The following is a 21,847-nucleotide window of genomic DNA, read 5'->3' on the forward strand; positions in this document are numbered from 1 at the left end:
GGTTTTGCGAATAATATTTAATACCAGCAGACAATCTAGATAAACCCGCCCCCACCCAACCAATAACCTAGATTAACTTTAGGGTGCGATCGTATTTCACAAATGTAGATGCCGATTTGTGGTTGGGTGGGGGCGGGTTTTTGAGATTGTTAGTTTTTCACATAGATTGTGGGTGAAACCCGCCCCTACAATCATTTTTCAGGTGCAATTTCTGGATCTACTTGTTCAAAATTCACTTTATTATAGATATCGGCCACAGCAATTTCAAAGGATACTGAAGCAAGCGCGATCGTCTCATCCGATTCATTGTACTCAGCAAACGACCATCGCTTATCATCCGTCTTAGAAAAATGTTCGATATATCTCCGATTTTGGTCGATCAATAAGTATTCTTCAAGAGTGGGAATTGTGCGGTATCCCTCAAATTTTTTGCTGCGATCGTATCCTTTAGTTGAAGCTGACAAAACCTCAATAATTACCCTGGAATTGGTAATCGTATCGGTGCGGTTATTGTAATACTCCGGCTTCCCATATACTACCATCACATCGGGATAGGTATAGATGCGCTTCTTGGGTATCCACAAGCGGACATCGCTCATGAAAACATCATAATCCTCAGTCTTGAAAGCAAAATTTAACGCGGCATAGAAATTGCCAGCAATCCGATTATGATTGGTAGAGCCACCGGCCATAGGAAATATTTCACCGTCAATGTATTCGCTTTTGTAGTCAGCAGCTTCTTCTAGTGCTAGATATTCCTCGATCGAGTAGTATCGTTGTTCAGTAAGTTGCATAGTTCTATTAGAGAGCATTTAACTGAGGCTTTTGTTTAGTGTAACATTTTTGGGTAAGCTTTTTAAGGTTGAGTTTGTGTAGGGCGTTTTTTAGATGGTTGGTTTCTCATATATAGCCATTCTAAATCATTTGCATAATTCTTGTAGGGGCAAACCCCCCGTGGTTGCCCAATCTCTCGGAGGGCGGGCACGGGGGCACCGCCCCTACAGATTGCATGAGTGATTTAGACTCGCTATAGATAGTTGGTTAAACCATCTTCTACGTTAATTTTTGGACAAACACGATCGCTTATTTTCGAGTTACCAAAACCCAATCGTCCGCTGTTTTGACAATCTCAGCATTCTGCAAACCTAAATGTTTTAAAACTGGTTTTTCTAACAGAAAATAAGGTTGAGGAAGAGTTTGCCATTTCTGTTTTAGCGTCGGTGCGTCGGCGACAATAACTTGGCGTTGACTGTAAAAATTCAGCGATGGACGGCCCAAGCGGTGAGAAGTAAACACTTGTTGACCGGCCGGAGTGCCTGTGCGGACAATTTCGGCGATCGGCTTAACCGGATAATCCTCCGCCAGTTCCCAAACCCAGTTATCAGAAGCCACTAATACCAATAGCGTCAGGTAAGTTCCCCAAATTAAAACTAATATAAACTGTCGGTCTTTGCGGTGCAGCAATACGGCCGCCATTGTCATTGTCAAACCTACAAACATCAGCATTAACTGCAAATCTCGCTCCATCGGCACAATGTATTTCCCAATTTGCACTAAGCCACTGAAGTAAATGCAGCCGACAACACCAACTACAGCCAGCACTGCCAAAATCGCGGGGTGAGGCAACAAAGAAATAGCATCAAAATGTTCTTCCGCTTCCTCTTTGATCGGTTCTGGCGGCAGCCACAGTTGCTCCCAAACTTCAGCGAGATAACTGCCAACGGCAAGAGCAAAAGCTGGATAAATTGGCAAAACATACCACGGCAATTTAGTAGTCATCACAGAAATAGCCAGCAGATATACTCCAGTCCAAACCAATACTAATTTTGGCCCTGGAAAATTGCGATTTTCCCAACTCAAATGTAGCCCTTGTAGCCAAAATAACTGCCACGGCCAAGCTAATTTTAAAATTTCTAAAATATAATACCAAGGCGGGCCTCTGTGACTGCTCACAGGTTCCGAAATGCGCCGGAAAGATTCGTTAACTAAATTAGCGTGGATGAAATATTGGCCGTAGTGCAGCCATTGGGCAAAATACCAAGCAGCTACTGGCAATGTTCCGATCGCCAATCCGCCCCAAAGATACCCAGAAGTGAGGAGTCGCGGGGTATCCCAAACCAAAAAAATACAGCCCATCCCAGCCAGCAACAGCCCCAACATCACGCCTTTAGTGAGGCAAATGAGTCCGAACCCAATCCCCGCGCCCAAAGCATAGCGCAAGTCGCGGCGCGATCGTAGCAAACACCACATCGCCATCAGCAAAAAACACAAAACCGCCCCATCCAACATCGCCAAACGTCCATGCCGCACCACCGGTAACAGCGTCAGATAAACGAGGGCAGAAAAAATGGCGATCGAACGCGGCGGAAACAACTCCCTGCCAATGGCGTAAAGCAGCGGCACTGAAGTGGCTGTCAGCATTGCCGGTACCAACCTCGCCGTCAATTCGCTAACACCGCCTGCTGCAAAACACAGCCCGATTAGCCAGTGTACCAGTGGCGGTTTGTTGAAATAGGGCATAGAGTCGATCGTCGGATACAGCCAATTTAAGTTGCCGCGCCAAATTTCGCGACTTACCTGCGCTGCAATGCCTTCATCCCAATCCCGCAAAGCCACGCCGCCCAGATTCAGCCCGAAAATCAGCACTGCAGCCAACAGAAAAGCCAGCATCCACACTTTGTCTGTAAAGCTGTCATTCCAGCGATTTTTCGGTTTGCGGCCCAGGAATGGAAAGATTTCTGACATAAGTTAAGAGAGTTTTGAGCGTCCCAAACTGAAGGTAAACTTAGACAACAGTTATTTGCGACTAGGAAAATACCATGAACTTGCCTGTAATTATAGATATTATCATTGGCTTAGTCTTTATCTACCTGACTTTAAGCTTGCTAGCTTCGGAAATTCAGGAACTGATTGCTACTGTTTGGCAGTGGCGGGCGGAACATTTAAAGAAGTCTATCGAAGTGCTAATTTCTGGAGGCAGCGAAGGCGCGAAAGATCCCCTGCAACTTAAGAGAGTTGGACAGTTAGCTCATGCGATTTACGCCAATCCGATTATCAAGGATTTGAATCAGGGAGCGAAAGGGGTTTTATCAGAGGGATTCCGCTCTGTTACACACCGCATGGGGGATTTTTACCACGGAGTTACGGGTACTAAAAATGTTTTCGGCAATAAATCCAGTGGACCTTCTTATATTCCAGCAGAGTGTTTTTCGGCTAGCCTTTTGGAGACTTTAAAGGTTTCTAGTTTGCTCAGCTCTATTTCTAAAACCCGATTGGAAAGATTTAAAAATTTACAATTAGCACAAATTCAACAGATTGGAGCAAATCTGAGTTTACCTGCTGCTACTAAACCGATTATTGAGCAAGAATTTAGGTGGCTGACTGCGGAGTTCAATCGAGTTGTTGAAGATTATCAAAACAATTTAGCAAATTTGAACAACAGCTTAGATCGGATGTCGGAAAAGCTAGGATTTTATATTAAGGATTCTCAGGTTTATCTACCAGAAACCGAGCTGGCAGGGAGAGAATTTCAGAGGCAGATGGCATTTGTCAAGGCTCGTTTTGACAGTAAAATTGAGCGGGTGGCGCTGCTGGGGCAACTGCAACCCACTTTCAGCAATCTGTTAAATACTGTTAAAAAAAGTCAAGATACGGTAGCAGAAATTATGGATATCCAAGAGGAGAGTCCGATTTATCAACAAATTCAAGAAACCTTGGACAGTATGCCAGAATCTTTGAAACGCAGCCTTTATATTTTAGCGCAGCGCGCTGAAAAAAGTGGCGGAGATACTCAAGAGCAGTTGCAGCGGTTTCAGAAAGAAATTGAAATTTGGTTTGACCAATCGATGGAGCGTGCTTCTGGTGTTTACAAGCGGAATGCTAGAGGGGTTGCGATTTTGCTCGGAACTGCGATCGCTGTCGCTGCTAATGCTGATAGCATTCATATTATTAATCGGTTGTCGAAGGATTCGATGTTGCGATCGACTGTTAATGTGTACGCTGAGCAGTTGGTGGAAAAAAATGCTAAGACTAAATTAGATAATTTAACAAGTCTGAGAAAAGTTCAAAAGGATGTAGATATAGCTTTGGATGAGGTAGCCCTGCCTTTTGGATGGAGCGAACAGAACAGCTTAGAACGAGATAAGCAGGGGAATTTATTGTGGCTGGCTTTGATTTCCAAATTGTTTGGTTGGATATTAAGCGGTGTAGCTATTTCTATGGGGGCTGCTTTTTGGTTTGAGGCGCTCAACAAGATTATTAATATTCGCAATGCAGGGAAAAAACCGCCATCTTCCACAGAATCTTGAGCGGTGCAGTTGCTAGGCCAATCAACTAACTGTCATACCCTTTTAGATTTTAGATTGTAGGTGGGGGAATGACTGAAGACTATCGAGGTTTGAAGCACGGGCTTACAGTTGGATTCTTTTTTGAAAGTGGTATCACGGATAGGATACCGGATTGATCGGTAATTTGGCGTTGGCCGGAAGTCAGGGAAAACACGCAGAATATAAATTCCGTGCGATCGCGGATGGCAGTGCTGCAGAAATAGGGGAAACTAATAGATAGGTTAAATAAGAATGGGCGAAATAAACAAGGTCGCTGGCAGTTTCAGAAGCTCTGACTCCAAGGCTGTATCTACCGCTAAACACACTTTTGGAGGACGGAATATGTTAACTTCTTTCAGGGAAACGACTCCCGCCTCGAAATACGGAGATCCCCCATCCCAAAGCTTTGTAGTCAAGGACTCCAGCATCAATGAATGTGGATATTTTGTTTCCAGAATTTTGGCTGGGGAATCTGAGTGCATTGAGAAAATGACCTCCGCGCTTCAAAAATCTGCCTCTATCCTTAGAGAGATTGACAAAGTTGGCTCGACTTCTGGCGGCCGCTCGAACCAAGTGCAATTAGGCTTTGTTATCCTCAGTTCAGATTACCTTGAACCATACAAAAGTCAATTGCCAAAATCGCATACCTCTATGACTCCAAGCAACGGACTTGGTTCGTGTTATGCCGATCGATATAGTGATACACTCAGCAACGGCGGTGGGAGCGATCGACTGTTTGCTAATTAAGGAGAGTAATTTAATGGAGGGTATCGAACCTATCGAGGGCAACTGAACCCGAATACAAATTTAATTAAGGAGGCAGCCGCGATCGCAATCAACGATTTCGATCTGACTAAATCAGCAATCATCTCAATTCGCGCGGAATAACTTAAATCACTTTTGCAGTGAGGATGGCAGTCCTCACAGTGTCGGTAGCACCCCATAAGCCAATTGATTTCCAGTCATAGGTTGCACTTAATATTAGATCGTTTTGACCCCAAGCATCTAGGATACAAGCCCGCGGATTGATCCGTCCAGAAATAAAAAACCTGTATCCGATGAAACTTGCCTCCGAATTTATCCGTGGTGTCAATGCTTCAATTCTAAAATCTAAAATCTAAAATCTAAAATCTAAAATCTAAAATCTAAAATCGATTGACTGTTAGTAAATGCAACCAAACGTCCTGGTAATCAGTATTTAGATGTACCGCCAACCTAGCAGCTTCAAAGCATATAGAATTCTTCAAAATCTACATAATTCAGTTTTCCCTTGGATGAAATACAGCTAGGGAAACTCTAGTGTATTGTGCCTATACGTAAAATATCACAATCAAATAAAAAATACTCAATATAATTAAGAGGAGTTATTCTGGGGGAAATTACCTTCACCCTTTCCGACTACCTGAAATCAGGCTACTTTTAGCCAAATAATGTCGCAAAAATTTGATGGTACCACCTAGATTGATTTATTTAAATCTGCAATATAATGTTGTAATATCTTCCCATCGGTAGAGGTTATAATTTTCATTATGGTCAATGGAAAAAAGGAAAATCTGGATAAAAATAAATCAACAAAAATATTTTTAAAATAACACCATTGCCAAATTAGGTGTTAAGATATAATCAAATAAGTCTGATGAGATTACTCCGGGGTGTATCTACTAATAATGCCCTTAATGGAGTCTCCAATATGAGTTCTACATTCGCTCAAGTTAACTCACAATCTGCTTTTGAAAAAGTGCCACTGCGCTCCTTAGTCTTCATTGACTCCAGCGTGGAAGATTACGAGTCACTTACAGCGGGAGTGCTGCCGGGACAGCAGGTAGTAATACTCGATCGCACCAAAAACGGCATCGAACAAATCACCTCCGAGATGGAAAAATACGCCTCTACTAACGGGGCGATAGATTCGGTTCACATTATTTCTCACGGCAGTTCTGGCAGCCTACAATTAGGCAACACCGCTCTGGGTTCAGATAACATAGAGCAATACAAAAGCCAGTTGGAAAAGTGGCAAACTGCACTAGCCCCACAAGCAGACATCATGCTGTACGGCTGCGATGTAGCAGGCGGTACAGGTGCTAATTTCGTCGATCGCTTCAGCCAATTAACCGGGGCTGACGTTGCGGCATCCACCAACATAACTGGCCGGGGCGGCGACTGGAATTTAGAATTTGCCTCTGGCCAAATTGAAACTCCCTTAGCCTTGGGGCCCGATGCGATGGCAAGTTACCAAGGTGATTTAGCTACGATCGTAGTAGCCAACAATAGCGATAGCGGACCCGGTTCATTAAGAGCTGCGATCGCCACCGCTGTTGCAGGGGATACAATTACCTTCGCTCCAGGTTTAGCCAACCAAACCATTACCCTCACCAGCGGTCAACTCGATATTCCCGTTGGCAAAAACATCACGATTGACGGCGCCGCCGCACCCGGTTTAACTATCAGTGGTAACAACGCATCCCGCGCCTTTTTTGTCAATGCGAACGTTGCGACTTCTACCACATTTGCGGTCAAAAACCTCATTATTACTAATGGCAAAACGGCTGATCGAGGTGGCGCGATCGGCACAACCGACGAAGTAAACCTCACAGTAGAAAACGTTCAGTTCAACAACAACGTCGCCGATCAAGGTGGTGGCGCAATTTTCGGTAATTTCAACAATACCCTGACTGTTACCAACAGTAAATTCAACGGCAACGTAGCTACCGCAGCTAACGATGAACGTGGTGCAGGTGCGATCGGCTTTTTGAGTTTCAAAACTTTTACAGTCACCAACAGCGACTTCACCAACAACAAAGGAATTAACGGCGGGGCAATTAACAGCCTTCAAGGTAAGCTGACAATTGACAACTCTCGATTCATCGGCAACGACACCACAGCAGCCACTTTCGCCACAGGGCAGCCCAATTCTTTCTTAAGAGGTTTCGGGGGCGCACTTTATACCGATCGAGCCAGCAATCCGAGCGAAGCTTCCGGCACAATTAAGATTACCAATAGCGTATTTCAAGACAATAAAGGTCGAGGTGAAGGAGGCGCAGCTTATCTGTTCACCGGCAGCCAAGACAAGGTTATTTTGGAAAAGAGCACCTTCCAAAATAACGAAATTCTGGCGCTACCCGGTGGAAACCCTGGAAACGGTGGTGGGGTAACGATTTTGAGCGACAGCACCAACCAGGGATTGACCATTACCAGCACCACCTTTGCGGGCAACAAAGCCGGCAATCAAGGTGGCGGCCTGTGGACACGCAATGCCCCTGCTACGATTACTAACAGTACGTTTTCTGGCAACTCCACGGCGTTTGCTGCTGGTGATTTCAACAAACTCGGCGGTGCAATGACTCTTGGTGCACCCACAACCATTCTCAACACGACGATCGCCGATAATTCTGCAGGCTGGGTTGGTGGAGGTATCTTCGCCGATGCCAATAATGTCACCCTCAAAAACACGATTCTTTCCAACAATACAGCGGCTAACGGAGGAAACCCTTGGGGCATTCAGCAACACGCCACCGCCCAATATAGCGATCAAGGAGGGAATTTTCAGTGGCCGGTGATTGACACCGATACCAAGGTGACGACAAGTGTGACGATCGCAGACCCCTTACTTGGCCCTTTGCAAACCCTCAACGGCGCTTTAGTCAGGCCACTGCTGATAGGAAGTCCGGCAATTGATAAAGGGGTTGCCACCGGCGCACCCACTACGGATCAGCGTGGCGTGACTCGCCCTCAAGATGGCGACAGCATTCCAGGTGCGATCGTGGACAGCGGTTCTTTTGAATTGGGAGGTAGTGTCGTCCCAGTGCCAACTCCCACACCCGCGCCGGCGCCAACTCCCACACCCGCGCCGGCGCCAACTCCCACACCCGCGCCGGTCCCGACTCCCACACCCGAACCGGTCCCGACTCCCACACCCGAACCGGTCCCGACTCCCACACCTGCGCCGGTGCCAACTCCCACACCCGCGCCGGTCCCCACTGAGACTCCGACTCCGGCGCCGACTCCCACACCCGCACCGGCGCCAACTCCCACACCCGCACCGGCGCCAACTCCCACACCCGCGCCGGCGCCGACTCCCACACCCGCACCGGCGCCAACTCCCACACCCGCACCGGCGCCAACTCCCACGCCCGAACCGGTGCCAACTCCCACGCCCGAACCGGTGCCAACTCCCACGCCCGAACCGGTGCCAACTCCCACGCCTGCGCCGACTCCGCCGCCAACACCAACTCCCGCACCGACTCCAACTCCGGCCTCGGATGATTCCCTACTCGATAGCCTCAACGCCCCGCAACTAGATCCGGCCACCATCACCCCCAACCCCGTCCAACAAACTATCAACGGCGGCGAGGGTATCGATTTCATCATGGGCGGTGTCATCAACGAGTCAATTAATGGACAAGCCGCCAACGATATTCTCTACGGCATGGGTGGGAATGACAACATTGACGGCGGCGCAGATAACGACTCCATCTTCGGCAATCAAGGCAGCGATTTCATCTCTGGCGACGCTGGCAACGATACCATCTACGCTGGCAAAGATAATGACACTGTTGTTGGTGGTGAGGGCGACGACTTTTTGAGGGGAGATTTAGGCAATGATACAGTTGCCGGCGGCCTTGGCAACGACAGCATTTTCGGTGGCAAAGATGACGATATCTTGCTGGGTGAAGATGGTGACGACTACATTTTAGGCAACTTAGGAAATGACACAATCAATACCGGAAACGGCAACGATATTGCCTTTGGCAATGAAGGTACAGACCTGATTTTTGGCGATTTGGGAAATGACACGCTTTACGGTGGCAAAGAAAACGACAGTCTCGATGGCGGTGAGGGCAACGACTTGCTGTTGGGCGGCAATGACAACGATGTACTGTTCGGCGACATCGGTAACGATACCCTGTACGGCGGTAAGGGTAATGATATTCTCAGTGGCGGTGCTGGGGACGATTTCCTTTCCGGGGATATGGGGGACGATACATTGACGGGAGGTTCGGGAAATGATGTGTTTTTCCTCAATCAAAGTTCGGGTAGCGACATCATTAATGATTTCCGCAAGGGAGAGGATTTAATTGGGTTGAATTCTGGTTTGAGTTTCAATCAACTCAGTATTACTTCCAGCAACAATCAAACTTTGATTACTGTGACGGACACCAATCAATTGTTGGCGAAGCTTAACAATATTACCCCCGGTATTCTCACTGCTAGCGATTTCACTCAGGTAACAATCTAACTGCCTGGGGTAGGGTGCGCTATAAGCAGCCAGCCCGCTTAGAAGTGGTGAAGATAGCTCTCAAATTCCTGAAATTTGGTGGATGACGTTAGCGCAGCCCGCCCCTAGGGGGGGTACGCCAACAAATAGGAGCGATCTGATTCTTTTCAACTGCGATCGGTAATAAATCTTGTTTATTGCCGATCGCCCACACCTAGAATGAGGCACATCCGTCTATTGCAATCCTGAGCTGGCTAGCCATAAGTAGCGCCCGAATAAAGCCAGCTTTCTCAACACTAAATCTCAGATTTTTGGGAACTTTTTTCGAGATAGTAAAAAAGTTAAATTAATCAAGATTTTAGGAATTTTTCCTGGTTTTATCTAATGTGAATGTATCAGGTACTAGCTAGAGCAATTCTCAGGAAGTCCGAAGTCCATAAAATCTTTTCTGGATTTTACCTGACCAAGGCTTCTCAATGGTTTGATGCACTACTTATCTGGCTAAGGACGTGCATTGCAAATCTACATATAGAGGTTCCCCGTGTCCGACTATTTACATTACATCCTCTGCTGCATTTAATTGCTAAAAAAATCTCAATTTTCACCCAGAGCAAACTGATTATGGAGACCAGTCTCGGATTTCACTTAGGGATAAAATTAAAGTTTTTCCCTAAACTTTAATCTCCCCGATGGATCACCGAGGTTTTAATTCTGCCTTCTGCCTTTTGTATCTCTAGCCTTCTGCTTCCAAGGTGAATCTACCAGCAAATAGCAAACATTCTCATAGGGTATGCGAAATGAACTCAACTTTTGCCAGTATTGATTCACAATCTGCGAGCCGCAATTCTCGTTCTAAATCTATTGTCTTCATTGATTCCGAGTTAGATGACTATCAAACTCTTACGGTTGGCGTGCTTCCCGGTGCAGAGATCATCATTTTAGATAAAAATGGTAACGGAGTCGAGCAAATTACTGCGAAACTGCAAACAATTTCTGCTGCGGGGGAAACTGTAGACCAAGTTCACGTTTTTTCTCACGGCAATTCTGGCAGCTTGCAGCTAGGTTATACGACGTTAAATTCGGATAATTTATCACAATATGAAAGCCAGTTACAAGGGTGGCGAAATGCGCTAAGCGACAAAGCAGATATTGTGCTTTATGGTTGCGATGTTGCTGCGGGTTCGGGAAGCGATTTTGTCTATCGCCTGGGCGAGTTAACCGGGGCTGATATTGCGGCATCTAGCGATCGCACTGGTCGCGGTGGTAACTGGAATTTGGAGTTTGCCAAGGGTGATATTGAAGCACCGCTAGCCTTGACTCCAGAGGCATTGGCAAATTATCAAGGGACTTTAGCGACGATCACCGTTACTAACAATAATGATAGCGGGCCCGGTTCATTGAGAGATGCGATCGCCTCCGCAGCAGCCGGCGATACCATTCAATTTGCCTCGACTCTGGCCAGCCAAACAATTACCCTCACTTCTGGTCAACTTGTCATCAACAAGAACTTGACAATTGATGCAGTTGATGCAGCGAATTTAACCATCAGTGGCAATAATACTTCGCGAGTAATCCGCACAGAGAGTGCAACAAATGTTACTCTAAAAAACCTGATTATTGCCAATGGCAAAGTTTCTGGAACCGATCAGAATAATGAGACAACTAGCGCCGGTGGTGGCATTCAAACAGGAGGTAGCAGCACTTTAACTTTAGAAAATAGCCAAGTCAATAATAATGTTGCTGGTTTTGGTGGCGGCATTTACACGGGTTTCCGCAGCACGACGACTGTAATTAACAGCAAGTTTAGCGGCAATGATGGTTCACTAGCGGATAATACCGAACGTGGTGGCGGTGCGATCGCCACTAAAAGCGGCGGTGTTCTGACTATCAGAGATAGCGAATTTACAAACAACAAAGGCAGCTACGGCGGAGCTGTTAATAACCTGTTGGGCAGCATGACGATCGAAAACTCTAAATTTATCGGCAACCGCACAGAGAAAGGCGTTGGTGGCGCAGTTTACGTCGATGGTGCTAATGCTTCCGGGCCGAATGCAACCCCCGGCCCCGTTGCCGGAACTATTGCTATCCGCAACAGCATTTTTGATGGCAATATCGGAGCGAGAGAAGGAGGAGCGGGATTTTTATTTGGCTATCTTCAAGATAAGATAGTTTTGGAAAATAGCACTTTTGTTAATAATAAAGCTGTTAAGGATCTAGCAGGAGTTGGAGGTTCCGGAGGCGCAATTCGTCACGGAAATGTGGATCTTACTGTCACAAACTCCACTTTTGCTAATAACCAAGCTGAAGATAATGGGGGCGGTTTGTGGGCAGGAGGGAATGGAAATATCAGCATAGTCAACAGTACCTTTTCCGGCAACAGCGCTGCTAAGCAGGGCGGAGGAATGGTTGTCGCTAACAGAGATTCCTTTTCGACTAACATCGTCAATTCGACTTTTGCTAAGAATACCGCTGAATTTTCGGGAGGTATTGCTACTTTTAACGATCCTGTGAAATCGCCAATTACTGTCAAGAATTCGATTTTTGATAGGAATACGGCAAGTAACTCTTTTAAAACTAGGCAGCACACCGGACGAGAGCTAATCGATGGGGGAAACAATCTTCAATTTCCCGCTAAACTGACTGTGGGAGATCCTAATGATAGTAATGTTACGGCGAATGTGACGATCGCCGATCCCTTACTCGGCCCGTTGGAAAATATTAACGGCGCTTTCGTGCTGCCACTGCTAGTAGGAAGTCCGGCAATTGATACTGGTACTGGTGCGGGCGCGCCGGCGGCAGATCAGCGCGGTGTGAGTCGCCCTCAAGATGGTGATAATAACGGAAGTGCGATCGTTGATATTGGCGCTTACGAATTTAATCCTACAGTCACGCCCACCCCAACTCCCACACCGACTCCGACGCCGACTCCAACTCCAACTCCGACTCCCACACCGGAACCGACTCCGACTCCCACACCGGAACCGACTCCGACTCCCACACCCGAACCAACTCCCACGCCCACACCCGAACCGACACCAACTCCTACGCCAACTCCGGTATTAGATGATTGCCTACTCGATAGCCTCAACCCTCCGCAACTAGATCCGGCCACCATCACCCCCAACCCCGTCCAACAAACTATCAACGGCGGCGACACTACCGACTTCATCATGGGCGGTATCATCAACGATTCAATTAACGGACTTACCGGCAACGATACTCTCTACGGCATGGGCGGCAATGACAACATTGACGGCGGCGCAGATAACGACTCAATCTTCGGTAATGAAGGCAGCGATTTCATCTCTGGCGACGCTGGCAACGATACCATCTACGCTGGCAAGGATAATGACACTGTTGTCGGTGGTGAGGGCGACGACTTTTTGAGGGGAGATTTAGGAAATGATACAGTTGCCGGCGGCCTTGGTAACGACAGCATTTTCGGCGGCAAAGATGACGATATTTTGCTGGGTGAAGATGGTGACGACTACATTTTAGGCAACTTAGGAAATGACACAATTAATGCCGGAAATGGCAACGATATTGCTTTTGGCAATGAAGGTGGAGACCTGATTTTTGGCGATTTGGGAAATGACACGCTTTACGGCGGCAAAGAAAACGACAGTCTCGATGGCGGTGAGGGCAACGACTTGCTGTTGGGCGGCAATGAAAACGATGTGATCTGTGGCGACATCGGTAACGATACCCTGTACGGGGGCAAAGGTAATGATATTCTCAGTGGTGGCAGCGGTGCAGATTTCCTTTCCGGGGATGTTGGGGACGATACATTGACGGGAGGTTCGGGAAATGATGTGTTTTTCCTCAATCAAAGTTCGGGTAGCGACATCATTAATGATTTCCGCAAGGGAGAGGATTTAATTGGGTTGAATTCTGGTTTGAGTTTCAATCAACTCAGTATTACTTCCAGCAACAATCAAACTTTGATTACTGTGACGGACACCAATCAATTGTTGGCGAAGCTTAACAATATTACCCCTGGTATTCTCACTGCTAACGATTTCATTACTCTGTAATTATTATACTAAATCCGGTTTATCTATATCCTCCATCATTCTGCGTATCCTTCGGCGGTTAAAACCGCTACTAAACAAACGAAGTCTGAGTCCGCAGAGTGAGATAAAAGGAGTATTTAAGCCGGATTTATTATTATAATATCTTCCAATCAAAAGTAGCAAAGTATGATAAATATCCTCTAATATTCTGATGCTATAGCCACACATACTAATCTCTTTTTCCTAATAAAGGGGACTTGATATTATTCCGTTTTAATACGATCGCACAAATATCTGTCCTCCTCCTTGACTTCAGCATTGGTTCGCAGATAATCCCCCACGCGATCGCACGCATAACCCAGTTCATCGAGTTTGAGAATGCGCTCTAGATCCCACAGAATGATTGTGCGATCGTCCCCAACCGAGGCAATCTGTTTACCATCGGGACTAAACGCAACTCCCCAAACGTTCCCTTCATGTCCGATTAGCGTCGTTATTTCTGTCCCGTCGGTTTTCCAAAGTTTGAGTGCGCCAGTTGAGCCTCCCCCCACCAGCATTTGACCGTCAGGACTGAAATCAACCGCCATCATGCCTCTAGTATTTCCCTGGAGGGTTTTGACCAACACGCCATCGCTCGTCCAGAGTTTAATCGTGTCATCCCTGCTAGCAGTTGCCAAAGTGCGACCGTCTGGACTGATGGCAACTTCCCAAACAGGGCTGCGATGACCCTTTAGGGTCTTGGAAAACCTACCGTCAAGACTCCACAACCGAGCAGTGCTGTCGCTACTGGCTGAAAGCAGCCTCTGCCCGTCAGGGGTAAAGTCCACATCGTAAACCCTGGCTTGATGCCCTGTGAAAGTTGCTAGGGGCGGTGCCCCCGTCCCCGCCCTGCCGTCCTTGTTCCACAGTTTCACGGTTTTATCGTTGCTAGCAGAAGCGAGTAGCCGACCATCTGGACTTGGGGAGATATCCCAAACTCCAGCTTCATGACCTGTTATGGTTTTCAGTAACGTCCCGTCGAACTGCCAGAATTTAATTGTTTTATCTTCACTAGCGGTAGCAAGGAAAGGTGTATTAGCAGGATTGGTGCTGGCACCAGAGAGGAAAGCAACCGAGTGAACGGCAGTATCGTTTCCGGCAAAAGACTTCAGCAACCTGCCGTCTCGCCCCCACAGTTTGAAACTGCCATCGGAAGAAGCGGAAGCTAGCATCTGACCTTCGGGGGAGAAATCCACATCCCAAATCGTGCCGCCATGTCCGTAAAGGACTTTCGAGAAGGGGTTTGTCGGGTTCCAGAGTCGAGCAGTATTGTCGTCGCTAGCAGAGACAACTATTTGACTGTTGGGAATAAAAGCAAGCCCGCGAATTCCAGATTGATGCCCTTTAAGGACTTTCAAAAGTGTCCCGTCCGGCTTCCAGAGGTTGATGGTTTGGTCGGCGCTAGCGGAAGCAATCACATCACCTGCTGTACTGACGGCGACTTCAAACACTTCCGCACTGTGACCGCTAAGAGTAAGTAGGGGCTGTGCCCCCGTGCCTGCCCTTCCGTCTGGTTGCCAGAGTTTGACAGTGTTGTCAGCGCTGGCAGAGATAATGGTGGGACGTTTTGCACCGCTATTGTCTGCAAGCAAAGCGAACTCAACGTCCCAAACGCTTGCGCTGTGACCTTCCAGAGTGTTCACCAGTTCGCCATCTAGAGTCCAGACCTTGACTGTATTATCTGTGCTGCTAGAGGCTAGCAGGTTTCCATCCGGGCTAAAGGCAACACCCCAAACCGAACCTTGATGTCCTGTCAGAGTCTTGAGCAGTTTGCCATCAACGCTCCACAGGCGAATGGTGCTGTCTTCACTGGCAGAGGCGATGCGCTGACCGTCTGGACTCACGGCGATCGCCCAGATCGCAGCCTTGTGTCCCTGAAAGGTTTTGAGCAGTTTGCCTTCCCGACTCCACAGATAAATGTTGCCGTCCACGCTGGATGTTACCAGGCGCTGGCTGTCGGGAGTAAAACGGAGGGCGTAGACGCTGCTGATTGTGTGTTGGAGAGTATGCAGCAAGATACCATCCCGTTGCCAAACCTTGGCTGTTTGGTCGCCGCCTCCCGTGGCGATGAGTTGACCGTCTGGGCTGACATCAACTGCCAGAACCGGGCTGGAATGCCCCAACAGGCGATTGAATTCTGCCGTTCCATAGATGGCTTGTTGCAGCACTTGTTGAACTTGAGATGGCAACTGGGGGCTGGAATTAGCTAGGCTGTCGATCCTGCGTCTGGCTTTAATGGCACTCACGAGGGCATCTAATCGCTGTTGGGATGCGAATTGCCCTGCGGATGAGGAGGTGAGGGCTTGAACTTCGCTGATGCGGGCTTGGTGTTCGCTGGTGATGGCGTAATGATATTGCCAGAGGGCGAGAATGCCAAAGGCGATCGCAACTATTAGCGCTCCGCTGAGCGCCCCAAGAAATCTTCGCTGCCGCTTCGCTGTCTCTCGCTCTAAAACTAACCGCTTGCGTTCTTCTGTGAGTCTGGCTTCAACTTCTCTGAGCCTCGCTGCTTCCAGCGCTTGCTGCACTTCCAGTCTGTCTAATTCTTGAGAAGCGGCTAAAAAGTGATAATCCAAATCGCTCAAACTTTTTCCCTGGGCCCAGTAGGAAGCGTCTTTTAACGATTGTCCGCGCAACAATCGCGATTCATCGGTTTGTTTTGAAGCGATCCAAGCGTTGAAAGCTTGGGAGTAAGGACGCAGTTGCTCTAACTGTTTTTCTACCCATTGTAGGTGAAACACTGCTTGATAAATCGGGTTGCTTACCTTTAAAAAACCTTGTTGTTTTACTACCAAACCTGATAGCAGCAGTTCGATCTGCTCTCGACTATCATCCGCTTCAATTTCACCAGATTGTAAGACTTTTTGATAGATACCTAAGCTACGTGCAGTGAGTTGTTCGTTGCCAAGAATGCGATCGCGAATTGTCTTTAAATGCTCTGGCTCATCTTGCGATTCCCATTTAGTGATGATATTTTCTATTACCACCGATTCCACAAAAAATCCCTCTGTTCCTGGTGGGATTTTTAAATCACCGCTGTGGGCTTTTTCTGCCATTTTTACTACTAATTCACATATTTTTTGAGTTAAAAATGGTTGTCCTCCAGTCCAATCTAAGATTTCCTTGAGAACTGCCTGCGGATTGGCTATGACCTTTTCTAACCCTTTCGCTAATGGTTGAGCTTCTTCTAAGCTAAATCCTGACAAATCGATCGATTTCCCGATATTAAAAGGTGTCCGATTTTTATCGGTGATTAAATCGCTGGGTGTAGCTACTCCGAAAATTACGAAAGTAATCCGGTTGTATTCTGGATTAAGGGATCGTTGGTTGTAACAATAACGAATCAATGCGAAAAAGTCATCGACGGGAAAATCTAAGCCTAAAATACTATCAATCTCATCGACAAATATAAAAATTCGCTCATTGGAAAATTTGACTAATAAAATTTCTTCAATAAATTGACTCAATCTTTGCAGGAGAGAAACTTCTTCTTGTTCTTGCCACCAGGTTTTTAAATTAACTTTTCCTACAAGATGGAAACTGCGCCACAAATCCCCAACAATTCCTTTGTACCACTGTAAGGGAGTAATGTTTTCGCTACCGATGCGGGTCATGTCGATCGTGCTGCATTGAAATCCTTCGGCTTGCAGTCGATGGAAGGTGCGAACGAGAAGGGAAGATTTGCCCATTTGCCGGGAGTTAAGCACGTAACACAATTCGCCAGCTTTTAAGGCTTCATAAAGTTCGGAATCTGCTTGCCGCACTACGTATGTAGGCGCATCACTGGCAAGACTGCCACCAATTTGGTATGTTACCTGAGTCATGCGGTTTATGAATAAGTTTAAAGGTGAAAGTTTATAAAAAGAGGTAGTCTGAGCGTTAATTTTTGTCACCCTCCTTACTTAATTATAATCCATCCTTGAGATTTACGTTTTCTGAGTAATTTTATAAGAATAATATTGATTAAGTAACTAGGGAAGTTATTCTACAAGATAGATAGCCTAATATTTTTAATTTATATTAACATTGAAATTAACAGCAAACAAGGATAATCAATATGCTCATTCAAGAACAATCGGCCCAGTCTAAACAAATGACCATAGACGAGTTTATGGACTGGTATCCAGAGGGTCAAGGTCGCTTTGAACTACATGATGGAGCCGTTATTGAAATGCAAGCAACTGGAACACACGAACAGGTGGGGGGTTTCCTAGCCCTCAAAGTAGGCGTTCAGATTGAACGTTTGGCTTTGCCCTATTTCATTCCCCGTTAAGGAATTATTAAGGCCATTGATTCTGATAAGTCTGGCTACAGCCCAGATGTGATGGTGTTAGATTGGCAACAAATCGAAACGGAACCGATGTGGAAAAAGCGCTCGACTATTACCAGAGGTGAAACTATTTGTTTAGTCATCGAAATCGTGAGTAAGAATTGGCAAGATGACTACTTACTCAAGTTAGCAGAATATAAAAAATTGGCAATTCCTGAATACTGGATTGCCGATTATTTGGGGTTGGGGGAAGAAGATATATTGGCAACCCCAAGCAACCCACTATTTCCGTTTATCAGTTAGTTGATGGTGAGTATGTAGTTAATCAGTTTAGAGGTGATGATGTGGTGCAATCGCTTGCTTCCCCAGATTTAAACTTAACGGCAGAACAGATTTTTCAGGTAGGGGAATAACTAACTAAAGTTGTGCGAACTAAAATACAGGCGATACAACTCGCAGCTTAGCGTACAGCGGTTGTTATCAATATGAATCAGCCCCATACTAAATAATTTAGAAGCGATTATCGGATCTAATTCCACTCCGTGTTCCGATTTTACCACTTGTTTAAGTGCAACCGCAAGTTCGGGATACTCTTGGAATGTTGCCCAAAAACTCCGCAAGTAATCCTTATAAACTCCCGCTATTGTCGGAGCTTCTTGTAGTAGCTGATCTAGGGTTACACTGTTTTGACACAGGTGGTAAAGAGCTAGCCGCACCAGATAAGGATGTCCCCCCACCATTGCCATTAGTCGATCGGCATCGGGGCTATCTGTCCAATCCAGTCCGTGACGCTGGGCTAAAGCAAGTATCTGCTCTTCTGTAAAATAGGGCAATTGCAGAGGTAAACCGACATTAAAAGGCGATTCAGTGAGCTTTAAAGGAATATAAATTTCTGTGGAGTGAAGAACGATTAACCGCAGTTTTCCCAAAGTTGCAATCCGCTTTGCTTCTTCATGCCAGCTTCGCAGGAGCGGCAAAAATTCTCTGGCAATTTTTGGATATTCAAAAATTATATTTACTTCATTTAAAGCTAACACAAGAGGGGTACTTATTTCGGCTAGTAAATATTGTTGCAAATAGATGGTGCAGCTTACTTTGCTACCCATGTCTTCATCCCAATAATCATCTAATAGAGGTGGTAATTGTAGGTTACGGCTGATGTTGGCACAAAACCAGCGTAAAAATTTATCGATATTGGCTAAAACAGCTTCCTCGGCTTGCTGAAAATCTAAACTTACAGTTCGATAGTCAAGAGAAGTCGCGCGCTCTAAAATCCGTAGCAGAAGGGAACTTTTTCCCATCTTCCTGGGAGCTTTAATCCGCAGCACACTTCCTGGTTTGGTAATCTCTCGATAGGCGAGTTCTTCAATTAGCGGGTGATGGATATAAAATGGCGAACCGAGGGGCACGGGAGAGCCGGGAAATTCTAAAGGTGTTGCGAGGCATTCGCTGCGGGTGAATTCTTCAATTAATTCTCGTTCCTCTGTGGTCAGGGAACGTGATTCTACACAAGAGCGAAAATTGGATTTGCTAATAGATGTCTGCAAGATTTGAGAGAGAGATTGCCACAAGGATGAGGCGATGTTTCTCAGGTAATGCTCTCCGTAATGAGAGGCAGATGCGATACTTGTATAAGTCTTTCCTTCCCAAACTTGGCGGAGTATGATTTCTTGTACGGGATATAAATCTTTTTGTAATCGCACACGAGTTAGCTGTAGTACCTCATCTATCGTCATAACTGGCAATAACCATATAAGTGTATCGTTGATATTATCACTTATGATTGAGTGTAAAGCTTAGAGCGATCGCCGATTGGATTGCGACACCATCCTGTCGCGACATTTTTCAGGGGGTAATTAGTCAAATCGGTTAAATATGCCCGAAGAGTATCACTGTCAATAATCAAGAATTCCCTCGCGGGGTGGGGGCGGGTGTATTTGACCTGTCTGCACTTTTCAAGGGTACAAGAGTGAACGCACCTCTACAGGTTTTTGAGAATGGTTCTCTTCGTTAATTTAAATCCGCGACATCCGTTAAATCTGGTAATTACCCCGTTGCCTGACTGGTCACTCAGTGCTATAACCCAATTTTAAGGGGCGCTGGCCCTCTTACTGGAAAGGAATCTGCGCTCAGTTTTTCTTGATCGTTGCCCAAAATGTCATGCCGGTGTCACAGTTGATAGTGAAAGCAGAATTAAAAATGTGACAGTTGACTTTGCTAAAGCTTAGTCGATTGATGTTAATTTAATTACAAGTAGTTTCATATCGCTGCATTTACTCATCACAAGTGTTAAGTCCAAAAGCCTAATTTTTATTTTGGGGTCAGCAGTTTTTTAAATTTTCCTGTAACCACCTCTCAAAAATATTAGCAAATAACCGAGTTAATTTGATGCAAATGGTTCATGAAATGTTTTCAAATTATTTTATTCCTCACGGTCATTGCTACTTGTGGAAGCCGGGATTAGTGGGGCTACACGTTTTGTCCGATGGCTTGATAGCCGTCGCTTATTTTTTGATACCGATCACGCTGATTTATATTGTCAAAAAGCGGCAAGACCTGCCTTTTGACTGGGTTTTCATGCTGTTTGGCTCTTTTATTATCTGCTGCGGGATTACCCATATTATGGAAATATGGACGCTGTGGCATCCTAATTATTGGTTCTCTGGTTTTCTTAAAGGGATTACGGCGCTGATTTCGCTATGTACAGCAGCAGTGCTGGTGGAACTAATCCCAAAAATCTTGGCTATTCCCAGTCCCGCTCAATTGGCGGCGGCAAATGTAGCTTTACAAAATGAGATTGGCGATCGCAAACAAGCTCAGGAAGCACTCTCGGAATTAATGCTAGAATTGGAAAAACGGGTGATGGAGAGAACGATCGCTTTAGAAGTTGCTAATCAACTTTTGCAACAGGAAAATCGCGATCGCTCTTTGGCTGAAAATTCATTGCGGCACTCGGAAGCAAAACTACTTGAACGAACTCAGCAGCTAGAGGAAGCTCTGCAACAACTTCAAGGCGCTCAAACTCAACTCGTGCACACTGAAAAAATGTCGTCTTTGGGGCAAATGGTAGCTGGGGTTGCTCACGAAATCAATAACCCTGTTAACTTCATTTATGGCAATCTGATTCCGGCGGAGGAATACATTAAAGATATTTTGGCATTGATTAAGGCTTATCAAGTTTATTACCCGACTCCTGCGCCGGAAATTGCAGACAAGATCCACACTATCGAACTCGATTTTATTTTAGAAGACTTGCAAAAACTTTTTGGTTCAATCAAAATTGGAGCAGAGCGGATTAGGGAGATTGTTAAATCTTTACGAACTTTCTCCCGGTTAGACGAAGCCGACATGAAAAAGGTAAATATTCATGAAGGACTCGATAGCACTTTAATGATTTTGCAGCACCGCTTGAAAGAACAACCAAACCGTCCGCCGATTCAAGTGATTAAAGAGTATGGAGATTTGCCACTATTAGAATGCTACGCGGGGCAGCTTAACCAAGTATTTATGAACATTGTTTCTAATGCTATTGATGCTTTAGAACAGAGTGTAGCGCAGGGGGATTTCCCCAACGGCTATTGGGAAAATAATTTCTCTGACAACTTACAAAACGCCCATTGCCCACTGCTAAAAATTCGCATTCGCACGCTTTTAGTTGATGGCAAGTGGGTGCAGATTCACATTGCTGATAATGGCACTGGCATAGATTATGATGCGATCGCCAAAATTTACGATCCATTTTATACAACGAAACCTATCGGTGCTGGTACCGGCCTAGGTTTGGCGATTTCTTATCAGATTATTCAAGCCCATGAAGGTTATTTGCGCTGCACTTCCGAGGTTGGGAGAGGTACTGAGTTTATCATTGAAATTCCTTTGCGATCGCACTTTGGCGATCGCCACCTAGTGCAGAAGCAAGCTGTTATGAACAAGCTGGGTTTAGGCGTTAATAAATAATGCTTAATCCCCAGCTACAATTTTCGGT

The 21,847-nt window shown here is 46.0% G+C and carries 9 protein-coding genes and 1 pseudogene; 6 read left to right on the plus strand and 4 right to left on the minus strand.

Translation table 11 applies throughout. The annotated features are described in order from the left end of the window. Positions 1–191: 191 nt before the first annotated feature. A complete protein-coding gene (locus QUA10_RS03745; protein ID WP_333081080.1) occupies positions 192–794 on the minus strand; it encodes a Uma2 family endonuclease in 603 nt (200 codons plus the stop codon). A gap of 289 nt (positions 795–1,083) precedes the next feature. Next, the gene (locus QUA10_RS03750) at positions 1,084–2,745 is read right to left on the minus strand and encodes a glycosyltransferase family 39 protein (protein WP_333081079.1); all 1,662 of its coding nucleotides are present in this window, start codon (positions 2,743–2,745) and stop codon (positions 1,084–1,086) included. A gap of 74 nt (positions 2,746–2,819) precedes the next feature. Between QUA10_RS03750 and QUA10_RS03755 the strand changes: the two genes are divergently transcribed. The 4 genes from QUA10_RS03755 to QUA10_RS03770 all read left to right on the plus strand — a co-directional run bounded on the left by QUA10_RS03755 (position 2,820) and on the right by QUA10_RS03770 (position 13,574). After that, positions 2,820–4,307 (plus strand): hypothetical protein, encoded by a 1,488-nt coding sequence (locus tag QUA10_RS03755; protein WP_333081077.1) that lies wholly within the window; start codon positions 2,820–2,822, stop codon positions 4,305–4,307. Between the two features lie 360 nt (positions 4,308–4,667). Then, positions 4,668–5,072 (plus strand): hypothetical protein, encoded by a 405-nt coding sequence (locus tag QUA10_RS03760; RefSeq protein WP_333081076.1) that lies wholly within the window; start codon positions 4,668–4,670, stop codon positions 5,070–5,072. Between the two features lie 943 nt (positions 5,073–6,015). After that, positions 6,016–9,561, plus strand: a complete 3,546-nt coding sequence (locus tag QUA10_RS03765) for a DUF4347 domain-containing protein (RefSeq protein WP_333081075.1) — start codon at positions 6,016–6,018, stop codon at positions 9,559–9,561. Between the two features lie 776 nt (positions 9,562–10,337). After that, positions 10,338–13,574 carry a DUF4347 domain-containing protein gene (locus QUA10_RS03770; RefSeq protein ID WP_333086172.1) on the plus strand — a complete coding sequence of 1,079 codons (3,237 nt, stop codon included), beginning with the start codon at positions 10,338–10,340 and terminating at the stop codon, positions 13,572–13,574. Positions 13,575–13,816: 242 nt separating this feature from the next. On the opposite strand, the gene QUA10_RS03775 is transcribed toward QUA10_RS03770, so the two are convergent. Then, the gene (locus QUA10_RS03775) at positions 13,817–17,416 is read right to left on the minus strand and encodes an AAA-like domain-containing protein (protein WP_333081073.1); all 3,600 of its coding nucleotides are present in this window, start codon (positions 17,414–17,416) and stop codon (positions 13,817–13,819) included. A 233-nt stretch (positions 17,417–17,649) separates the two neighbouring features. Here QUA10_RS03775 and QUA10_RS03780 point away from each other — a divergent pair. Further along, positions 17,650–18,275, plus strand: a pseudogene (locus tag QUA10_RS03780) (Uma2 family endonuclease). Here QUA10_RS03780 and QUA10_RS03785 read toward each other — a convergent pair. Next, on the minus strand, positions 18,276–19,598 hold the full coding sequence (locus QUA10_RS03785; protein ID WP_333086173.1) for an AAA-like domain-containing protein: 1,323 nt from the start codon (positions 19,596–19,598) through the stop codon (positions 18,276–18,278). It abuts the pseudogene before it with no gap. Between the two features lie 652 nt (positions 19,599–20,250). Between QUA10_RS03785 and QUA10_RS03790 the strand changes: the two genes are divergently transcribed. Further along, positions 20,251–21,819, plus strand: a complete 1,569-nt coding sequence (locus QUA10_RS03790; RefSeq protein WP_333081071.1) for an ATP-binding protein — start codon at positions 20,251–20,253, stop codon at positions 21,817–21,819. The last annotated feature ends 28 nt before the right edge of the window (positions 21,820–21,847 follow it).

Origin of the sequence: Microcoleus sp. Pol8_D6 (genome assembly GCF_036700965.1) — a bacterium.
Classification (GTDB): domain Bacteria; phylum Cyanobacteriota; class Cyanobacteriia; order Cyanobacteriales; family Microcoleaceae; genus Microcoleus.